Annotated in this window: 8 protein-coding genes; 1 reads left to right on the top strand and 7 read right to left on the bottom strand. The window is 70.6% G+C overall.

Features of this window, described 5'->3' with window-relative positions; translation table 11 throughout:
• The first annotated feature begins 85 nt into the window (after window positions 1-85).
• Window positions 86-796 carry an ABC transporter ATP-binding protein gene (locus WD341_RS15240; RefSeq protein WP_368426334.1) on the top strand — a complete coding sequence of 237 codons (711 nt, stop codon included), beginning with the start codon at window positions 86-88 and terminating at the stop codon, window positions 794-796.
• A 21-nt stretch (window positions 797-817) separates the two neighbouring features.
• Here the strand turns inward: WD341_RS15240 and WD341_RS15235 are convergent, their stop codons facing one another.
• From WD341_RS15235 to WD341_RS15205, 7 genes are all read right to left on the bottom strand, one after another.
• Window positions 818-1,801, bottom strand: coding sequence for a winged helix-turn-helix transcriptional regulator (locus tag WD341_RS15235; protein WP_368426333.1), 984 nt, complete (start codon window positions 1,799-1,801; stop codon window positions 818-820).
• Window positions 1,798-3,423 carry a long-chain-fatty-acid--CoA ligase gene (locus WD341_RS15230; protein ID WP_368426332.1) on the bottom strand — a complete coding sequence of 542 codons (1,626 nt, stop codon included), beginning with the start codon at window positions 3,421-3,423 and terminating at the stop codon, window positions 1,798-1,800. Before WD341_RS15230 ends, WD341_RS15235 begins: the two co-directional genes overlap by 4 nt.
• 178 nt (window positions 3,424-3,601) lie before the next feature.
• A complete protein-coding gene (locus WD341_RS15225) occupies window positions 3,602-4,411 on the bottom strand; it encodes an enoyl-CoA hydratase/isomerase family protein (RefSeq protein ID WP_368426331.1) in 810 nt (269 codons plus the stop codon).
• Window positions 4,412-4,422: 11 nt separating this feature from the next.
• Window positions 4,423-5,958, bottom strand: a complete 1,536-nt coding sequence (locus WD341_RS15220) for an AMP-binding protein (protein WP_368426330.1) — start codon at window positions 5,956-5,958, stop codon at window positions 4,423-4,425.
• A 34-nt stretch (window positions 5,959-5,992) separates the two neighbouring features.
• A complete protein-coding gene (locus WD341_RS15215; protein ID WP_368426329.1) occupies window positions 5,993-6,811 on the bottom strand; it encodes an enoyl-CoA hydratase/isomerase family protein in 819 nt (272 codons plus the stop codon).
• A gap of 54 nt (window positions 6,812-6,865) precedes the next feature.
• Complete coding sequence (locus tag WD341_RS15210; RefSeq protein ID WP_368426328.1) at window positions 6,866-7,627, bottom strand: Phenylacetic acid catabolic protein; 762 nt, start codon at window positions 7,625-7,627, stop codon at window positions 6,866-6,868.
• 48 nt (window positions 7,628-7,675) lie between these two features.
• Complete coding sequence (locus WD341_RS15205; RefSeq protein WP_368426327.1) at window positions 7,676-8,662, bottom strand: NADPH:quinone oxidoreductase family protein; 987 nt, start codon at window positions 8,660-8,662, stop codon at window positions 7,676-7,678.
• Between the last annotated feature and the right edge of the window lie 181 nt (window positions 8,663-8,843).

Here is an 8,843-nt window from a genome sequence, read left to right as displayed (position 1 = left end):
CTTCGGCTACGCTCTTCAGGCTTCTCCTGGCGGATCGAGCCCGCCAGGAGCGATGCCGACCCCTTCCAGAAATCCAGGCTAGACCATGCTCAGGCTCACGGGCGTCCACACCCACTACGGGCTCAGCCACATCCTGCAGGGCGTCGACCTGACCGTCGGCGACGGCGAGGCGGTCGCGCTCTTCGGCCGCAACGGCGTCGGCAAGACCACGATCATCAAGACCATCGCCGGCTGGGTGAAGCCGACCAGCGGCGAGATCGAGTTCGAGGGCCGGCAGATCGGCGGCTGGCCGTCCGAGCGCATCGCGCGCGCCGGCATCGGCCTGGTGCCGGAGGACCGGCGGATCTTCCCCGGTCTGACCGTCGAGGAGAACCTCAACCTCGGCTTCCTGCAGTGCGTGCGCCGGCCGAGCGGGGCAGCGCGCCGCGAAGCCCTGCAGGAGGTCTACGCCAACTTCCCCCGCTTGGCCGAGCGGCGGCGGCAGAACGGCACCTCGCTGTCGGGCGGCGAGCAGCAGATGCTGTCCTTCGCCCGTGTGCTGCTCGGCAAGCCGCGGCTGCTGCTGGTCGACGAGCCGACCGAGGGCCTGGCGCCCATGATCGTCTCCGAGATCATGGCCAGCCTGGCCGCCCTCAAGCAGCAGAACATCTCGATCCTGCTGGTCGAGCAGAACGTCGAAGCGGCGCTGAAGCTGGTCAGCCGCTTCTACACGGTCGAGCGCGGCCGCCTCGTCTTCGAAGGCGACGCGGCCGACCCCGCCGACCGCGAGCGCGCCTTCGAGGCCTTCGCCGTCTAGCTCGACAGTCTGGCTCTGCTGTCAGGCGAGGGTGCCGGCTGCGGTGCGGTAGCCGGTGTCGCCGACGCCGACCTCCTCCTCGCAGGCCCCGCAGACCAGGGCCGGGACCAGGCGCTGGCCACAGGGGGCGTGGGCGACCAGGAGCGGCGGGCCGCCGCCCTCGGACAGGTGCTCTTCGCCGTAGCGCATCAGCATCAGGATGCTGGGATAGAGGTCGCGGCCCATCCGCGTCATTCGGTACTCGTGGCGCTCCGGCCGGCTCGAGTAGAGTTGCCGCTCGAAGATGCCCATCTCGACGAGCCGTTGCAGGCGGTTCGCCAGTACGTTGGTGGCGACGCCCAGATGGCCCAGCATGGCGTCGAAGCGGCGCACGCCGAAGAAGGCTTCGCGGATCAGCAGGAAGGCCCAGCGGTCGCCGACCACCGTCAGGGCGCGGGCGACGTTGTCGACCCGGCCGCGCAAGAAGTTGTCGGCGCGCGCCGAACGTCGCATGGCGGGCGGCGTCGAGGCGCTGCAGCCGTTGGCACCGGGGCCGAGGCGGTAGCTCGCCTGGCGCGCGTCGAAGGGCTGCCGGCAGGCGCGGCAGACGATCCGCAGGTCGCTCGCGGGGCCGCAGCCCCGGTGCCAGACCTGCACCGGAGGCTCGCGGTCCGCCGAGAGCCAGCGGTCGCCCCACTGCATCAGGGCGATCATCGAGGGGAACAGCATGGCCCCCTTGCGGGTCAGGCGGTACTCGAAGCGCGGGGGCGCGGTCCGGTAGGGAACGCGCCGCAGGACGCCCTCGGCGACGAGGTGCGTCAGGCGCGAGGCCAGGGTGCCGCGCGAGACGTCGAGCGCGCCGCGGAAGCCCTCGTAGTGGCGCACGCCGAAGAAGGCCTCGCGCACCACCAGGAAGGTCCAGGGGTCGGCGAAGACGTCGAGGGTCCGGGTCACCGAGCAGCCGGCCAGCGGCAGGTAGGGCCCGCGGCCGTGCTGCGGCGAAGCCTGGCCGGGGCCGGCCGTCACATCTCGACGGCGCGCTGGCGCAACTGGAACTTCTGGATCTTGCCGGTGGCGGTCTTCGGCAGCGGCCCGAAGACGACGCTGGTCGGGCACTTGTAGTGCGCCATGCTCTGCCGGCAGAAGTCGATGATCTCCTTCTCGCTGCAGGCCTCGCCGTCCCTGAGGGTCACGAAGGCGCAGGGCGTCTCCTCCCACAGCGGGTGCGGCTTGGCGACGACGGCGGCCTCCAGGACCTTAGGGTGGCGGTAGATCACGTACTCGACCTCGACCGAGGAGATGTTCTCGCCGCCGGAGATGATGACGTCCTTGGAGCGGTCGCGGATCTGCAGGTAGCCGTCGGGCTGCATCACGGCCAGGTCGCCGGTGTGGAACCAGCCGCTGGCGAAGGCCTTCTCCGTCGCCTCGGGGTTCTTCAGGTAGCCGCGCATGACGCTGGAGCCCCTGACCAGCACCTCGCCCATGGTGGTGCCGTCCCAGGGTACCGGCTCCAGGCTCTCGGGATCGGCGACCCTCAGCGCGGCGAACTGCGGATAGCTGACGCCCTGGCGCGCCATGCGCTCGGCGACCTCGGCGGTGGTCAGATCGGGCCAGTCGTCCTGCGGCTGGCAGATGGCGACGCAGCCGGTGCACTCGGTCAGCCCGTAGGCGTGGATCACGTCGAAGCCGAGCGCGGTCATCTTCTCGAGTACCGTGGGCGGCGGCGATGAGCCGGCGGTCATCACCTGGACAGTCTGCGTGAAGGACCCGCGCCCCGGCGCGGCTGCGTTGATCAGCATGGTCAGGACCACGGGCGCGGCGCACATGTTGGTCACGCGCTCGCGCTCGATCAGCTCGAAGATCGTCTCCGGCACGACCTTGCGCAGCATCACGTGGGTGCCGGCCAGGGCGGTGATCGTGTAGGGGAAGCACCAGCCGTAGGAATGGAACATCGGCAGGGTCCAGAGGTAGACCGGGAACTTCGGCAGGGTCCAGACCGCGATCTGCCCGAAGGAGGAGATGAAGGCGCCGCGGTGGTGGTAGACGACGCCCTTGGGGTCGCCGGTCGTCCCCGAGGTGTAGCTGAGCGCGATCGGGTCCCATTCGTCTTCCGGCCGGATCCAGGCGGCCTCGGCCTCGGCGTCGCCCTCGGCGAGCAGCGCCTCGTACTCGATCTCGCCGATGCGCTCGCCGCCGACCGCGGCCGGGTCCTCGATGTCGACGACGAGCAGGTCCCGGCCGAGCAGCGCCAGCGCCGCCTTGACCTGGGGTGCCAGCTCCGTGTCCGCGATCACCGCCCTGGCCTCGCCGTGGTCGAGGATGAAGGCGATGGCCTCGGCGTCGAGCCTGAGGTTGACCGGATTGATCACGGCGCCGGCCATGGGGATGCCGTAGTGGGCTTCCAGGGCCTCGGGCACGTTGGGGGCGATGAGGGCGACCACGTCGCCCCGGCCGATGCCGCGCTTGCGCAGGGCCGACGCCAGCCGGCAGCAGCGCCGGTAGAGGTCGGCGTAGCTGCAGCGCCGGCCGTTGTAGACCACGGCCGTGCGTTCCGGAAAGCTGCGCGCCGTCGTTTCCAGGAACTGGATCGGCGAGAGCGGCACGAAGTTGCAGTCCCGCTTATGCAAGCCCTTGCTGAATTTCGCCATGCCCGGCGCCGACATACGCCTCCCTCCCTACTCGATCGCGATTCTCTGAGCCGCGGTTCTCTCGGCCGCGGTTTTTCAGTCTTTTAAAGCAAGTCACTGAGTATGGTGCGGCCCCGCGCGACGCGTCAAGCCGCCCGCAGTGCCGCCTCGGGCAGGGGCACCCGGCCGGCTCGGCGCGTCATTCTCCCCGGAAGACGGGCTTGCGCTTCTCCTTGAAGGCGGCAACACCCTCGGCGAAGTCGGCGGAGCCGCGCAGCCGCCCGTAGGCCTGGCCCTCGAGCTCGATGGCGACCTGCAGCGGCGCGTCCTCGGCGCTGTTGAGGACCTCCTTGATGGTGCGCTGCGCCAGGGGCGAGAAGCCGCGCAGCTCCTCGACCAGACTGACCACGGCCTGGTCGAGCCGGGCGTCGGCCACGGCCTCGGCCGCGATGCCCCAGGCGACGGCCTGGGCGGCAGGGACCCGGCGCGCGCGCATCACCATGTCCTTGGTCCGGGCCAGGCCGATCATCTTGACCAGCCGTGCCGACCCGCCCGAGCCCGGGATCATGCCAAGGCGCATCTCGGGCAGGCCGACCTGCGCGGACTCGGCGAGCAGGCGGAAGTCGCAGGCCAGCGACAGCTCGAAGCCGACGCCGAAGCAGTAGCCGTGGATCGCGGCGATCACGGGCTTCTTGCAGCGCGCCGGTGCGGCGACGTTCCAGGCCAGGCGGCTGACGTGCTCCGGCGACTTCGCCAGGAAGCCGGGGATGTCGCCGCCGCTGGAGAAATGCTCGCCCTCGCCGCGCAGGACGACGACCCGGACGCGCGCGTCGCGGTCCAACTCGTCGAAGACCGCGGCGAGCTGCTCGCGCTGGGTCATCGAGACGATGTTGAGCGGCGGCCGGTCGAGCACGATGTCGGCACGCTCGGCGGCGGCGTCGATCTCGACGCGGAAGCCATCCAGCTCGGCCAGCAGGCCGGGGCGGCTGGAGGGAAACGACTGCTCCATGGACAGACCTTTCATTCCTTCTGGTAGTCGCCGGCGACCAGCAGGCGCCGCAGGATCTTGCCGACCGGCGACTTGGGAATCGCCTGGACGAAGACGTAGGCGCGGGGCCGCTTGAAGTCGGCGAGGCCGCTGCCGCGGCAGAAGCTGTCGAGCTCCTCGCCGCCGACCGGGCGGGCGCGCCGGACGAAGGCCGTGACCTGCTGGCCCCAGCGCTCGTGGGGCAGGCCGGCGACGGCGACCTCCTCGACCGCCGGGTGCAGCGAGAGCGCCGACTCGACCTCGAGCGGGAAGACGTTCTCGCCGCCGGTGATGATCATGTCGTCGACCCGGCCGGTGACGAAGAGGTCGCCGTCGCGGTCGCGGTAGCCCGTGTCCCCGGTGAAGTACCAGCCGCGGCTGATCGACTTGGCGTCGGCGTCGGGCCGCTGCCAGTAGCCCTCGAAGGCCTCGTCGCTGAGCAGGTCCGCGGCGATCTGGCCCTCCTCGCCGGGGGCGGCGCGCGCCTCGGGGTCGTCGCTGCCCAGGCGAATCACCCGGACCCGCTGGTTCAGGCCCGGCTTGCCGGCGGAGCCGGGCTTGGCGGCGGCATCGGGATCGATGGTAAAGGTGTAGATCTCCGAAGAGCCGTAGTGGTTGACGAAGAGCTCCGGCCGGAAGGCCTCGACGAGGCGGCGCAGCAGGCCCTCGGTCATGGCCGCGCCGGCGAAGCCGAGCTTGCGCACCGAGCCGACCTCGCTGTCGGCGAAGGCCGGATGGTGCACCAGGTCGTGGTAGAGCGTCGGCACCAGGTAGAGGTTGGTCAGCCGCTCCCCGGCGATGACCTCCAGGGCGCGCCCGGCATCGAAGCGGGGCAGGCAGCAGAACAGGCCGTTGACGAGCGACATGGCCAGCAGGGAGCGCACCCCCATGGTGTGATAGAGCGGCATGACGCCGAGGGTCCGCTCGCCGGGGCCGTAGCGGTTCTGCGCGACGTGGGCCAGCGCGGCCGCCCGCTCCACGCGGTGGCGCCGCGGCACGCCCTTCGGCCGGCCCGTGGTGCCGGAGGTGTAGAGCATGAGCGAGAGGTCCTCGGCCGCGGCCCGGGGCTCGGGCGGAGGCGCCGAGCCCTCGCCGAGCAGGCTCTCGAAGGCGAGCGTGCCCGCGGGCACCGCCCCGGGCTCGCAGCCGACGGCGACGCGCGGCACCCTGCCGGCGGCGGCGGAGCGGGCGACCGCCTCGAGCGCGGCACCGTCGAAGACCAGGGCTCTGGCGCCGCTGTCCTGCAGGAAGAAGTCCAGCTCCTCGGGCTTGACCCGCCAGTTGACCGGCGTCACGACGAGGCCGAGGAACTGGCAGGCCCAGTGCAGGGTCGCCGCCTCCCAGCGGTTCTGCAGCGCGGTCAGCAAAAAGTCGCCGCGCTCCAGGCCGAGCCCCTGCAGCGCCTCGGCGGTCGCGCCGATGCGGCCGAGCCACTGGGCGTAGCTGAGCCGCAGCGGGCCATCGAGTATCGCCGTCGCCTCGCCGTCGCGCTCCACCGAGGCGAGGAAGCTGGTGCCGAGGTCGAGCATCGTCCCTGTCCCCCCGACGCGCCGAGCGGGCGCCTCAGCGTCCGGTATAGCTCGGCTTGCGCTTCTCGCGGAATGCCCTGACGCCTTCCTTGTGGTCCTCGGTCAGGATCAGCGTGCTCTGGGCCATCCGTTCGAGCACGCGGCCGGAGGCGAGGTCCAGGCTCTGGCAGGCGTTCAGCACCTGCTTGGCGACGCCCATCGCCTGGGGCGCCTTGGCGACCAGCTTGGCGGCAAGGGCGCGCGCGGCCTCCTGCAGCTGCTGGGGCGGCACGACGCGGGTGATCAGGCCGACCTGCCTGGCCTGCTCGCAGTCCAGAAACTCGCCGGCCATGACCAGCTCCTTGGCCCAGCTGACGCCGACCAGCTGGATCAGCCGCGAGCAGCCGCCGGAGCCCGGAATCAGGTTGATGTTGGCCTCGGTGAAGCCGAAGCGGGTGCCTTCGGCGGCGATGCGGAAATCGCAGGCCATGGCCAGCTCCAGGCCGCCGCAGGCGCAGATGCCGTGGACGGCCGCGATCACCGGCTTCTCGACCCGCTCGATCATGTCGAAGAAGTCGTGGATCCAGCGGTACTCGACGCGGAAGTCGGGCGAGCGCCAGTCCTCCTCGAAGAAGCTCAGGTCGGCGCCAGCGCCGAAGGCGCGCTCGCCGGCGCCGAAGAAGATCACCGCCCGAATCTCCGGGTCCCGCTCGATGCGCCATTCCAGCGCCATGAAGTCCCGGCGCATGGTCTCGTCGAAGGTGTTCAGCCGTTCCGGCCGGTTGAGCGTGACTTCCAGCACACCGTCGCGCTGCTCGACCAGGAGCGACTGGAAGCGGTAGTGCTCTGCGAGCACCTCGAGGGGTGAGGACATGTCCGCGAAGACTCCTTCTCTATCGGTGGCCGGCTCTATTGGCGGTCGGTGGCTTCAGGGCTGGGTCTCGAGGATGCGGCGGGTGCTGTCCTTGAGCACGACGCCCTGCTGCTCGAAGGCCGAGATCGGTGGGAAGCGCAGGCCCGAGCCGGCCATGAAGCCCTTCATCTCCTCGAGATAGCGGTTGATCACCTGCTCGGTCGAATGGCGCTTCAGGCCGTGGGCCAGGCAGAATTCGTTGTCGGCGCCGTCGGGGCGGCCGAAGGCGCGCTTGAGGGTGACCGGCAGCAGGCCGTCGAAGACCTTCTGGAACTCGGCGAGCTGGGCCGGGTCCTTGGCGAAGGCCCGCAGGTTCTCGACGCCGTTCTCGTAGTGCTCCTCCTCGTCGTCGAGCACGACGCCCATCGAGCTCGCCCAGGGGGCGTAGCTGGACTTGCGGTACTCCATGATCTGGTGGCTGCCGGCGCGGTCGACGGTGAAGTTGAAGACCGCGATGTGCAGCCAGTTGTCGAGGTCGATGCTCCAGAACTGGGCGGCGGCCGGGCGGCCGGCGATGATCGCGTCGGGGTCCTCGCCCAGGTCCTTCATCAGGCCGCAGAGGATCTGGCTGTGCTGCGCCTCCTCCAGCGCGAATTCCGCGGCCATGAACTTCTCCGGCCAGGTCGGGGCGGCGCCGATCGAGCGGCCGAAGACCTCGGCCGTCGCGGTCTCGGCGTAGAGCTGGCGGGTCATCAGGCGGACCAGCATGTCGCGGTAGCCGTCCTTGGCCTCGGACGGGCTGGCGACGGTCGTGGCGGAACCGGTTTCGACGTTCATGGCAACCTCTCCTTGCTCGGCGACCTCTTCGGTCGGATGGCTCGCGGGCTAGAAGGTGATGACGACCTTGCCCACGACCTCGCGCTTCTCCACGGCGGCCAGGGCTTCGCGCGCCTGCCCGAGGGAGAAGCGGCGCATGATGTTCGGCTTCAGCTTGCCCTCGCGCCACAGGCGCACGACCTCCTCCTGCGCCCGGACGACGACCTCGGGGCGGCTGTCGAGGTAGCCGTTGATGGTCGAGCCCAGCACCGCGATGTTCTTGAGCAGCAGGTAGTTCGTGCGCACGGTCGGGATGTTGCCGCCGGCGAAGCCGATGACGACCGCGCGGCCCCCGAAGGCGAGGGCGCGCAGGCTGGCCTCGAAGACCTCGCCGCCGATCATGTCGAGCACCAGGTCGAGGCCGCGGCCGCCGAGCTTCCCGGCGACCTGGCTGCGCAAGGCGTCCTTGAGGTCCGGCACGCTCAGGTCGACGACATGGCGGGCGCCGGCGGCTTCGACCGTCGCGGCCTTGGCCGGCGTCGTCAGTCCGGCCAGGACCTCGGCGCCGAGCGCCGCGGCCAGCTCGACCGCCGCCATGCCGACGCCGCCGGAGGCGCCGTTGACCAGCACCGCCTCGCCGGCCTGCAGGCGCCCGCGCTCGACCAGGCCCAGCCAGGCGGTCTGGTAGACGAGGCCCATGGCCGCCGCCGTCTCGAAGTCCATGTCGTCGGGAATCGCGAAGACGGCCCTCTCGGGCGCCACGACCTGCTCGGCGAAGCCGCCGCTGTCGACCTGGACGAGCACGCGCTCGCCGGGCTTCACCCGGGTCACGCCGGCGCCGACGGCGGCGACAGTGCCGGCCGCCTCCTTGCCCAGGACGAAGGGCGGGGTGGGGCGGATCTGGTACTTGCCGTCCAGCATCAGGATGTCGGGGAAGTTGACGCTGCTGGCGCCGACCTGGACCAGGACCTCGCCGTCTCCGGGCGTGGGCGCCTCGACCTCGCCGATGCCGATCGAGTCGCGATTGTTCAGCTCTCCGACGACCACCGCGCGCATGGCTCTCCCCTCCGACTGTGCTGACTCAAGTCAGTTCGATTGTGCAAGTGACTACAGCAAGCTGACGTCGGCGGCAAGGCTTGATTCTAAAGTTCGATTATGCAAGCTACTATCCCGATAGAAGAAGCAAAAGGCGACGGACCTGCCGCCGGGGCGCGGCCGGGCGCAACTCGCCGAACGG

Origin of the sequence: Tistlia sp., from assembly GCF_040905785.1 — a bacterium.
In the GTDB taxonomy this organism is placed as follows: Bacteria; Pseudomonadota; Alphaproteobacteria; order Kiloniellales; family DSM-21159; genus Tistlia.
The sequence above is the reverse complement of the archived record's forward strand: the minus strand, read 5'-3'. Positions and strand labels throughout refer to the sequence as shown.

What these genes read in the sequence shown, in the direction of transcription:
- WD341_RS15240 (WP_368426334.1), top strand. Translation starts at nt 86, where the DNA reads ATGCTCAGGCTCACGGGCGTCCACACCCACTACGGGCTCAGCCACATC.
- WD341_RS15230 (WP_368426332.1), bottom strand. Translation starts at nt 3,423, where the DNA reads ATGGCGAAATTCAGCAAGGGCTTGCATAAGCGGGACTGCAACTTCGTG.
- WD341_RS15225 (WP_368426331.1), bottom strand. Translation starts at nt 4,411, where the DNA reads ATGGAGCAGTCGTTTCCCTCCAGCCGCCCCGGCCTGCTGGCCGAGCTG.
- WD341_RS15220 (WP_368426330.1), bottom strand. Translation starts at nt 5,958, where the DNA reads ATGCTCGACCTCGGCACCAGCTTCCTCGCCTCGGTGGAGCGCGACGGC.
- WD341_RS15215 (WP_368426329.1), bottom strand. Translation starts at nt 6,811, where the DNA reads ATGTCCTCACCCCTCGAGGTGCTCGCAGAGCACTACCGCTTCCAGTCG.
- WD341_RS15210 (WP_368426328.1), bottom strand. Translation starts at nt 7,627, where the DNA reads ATGAACGTCGAAACCGGTTCCGCCACGACCGTCGCCAGCCCGTCCGAG.
- WD341_RS15205 (WP_368426327.1), bottom strand. Translation starts at nt 8,662, where the DNA reads ATGCGCGCGGTGGTCGTCGGAGAGCTGAACAATCGCGACTCGATCGGC.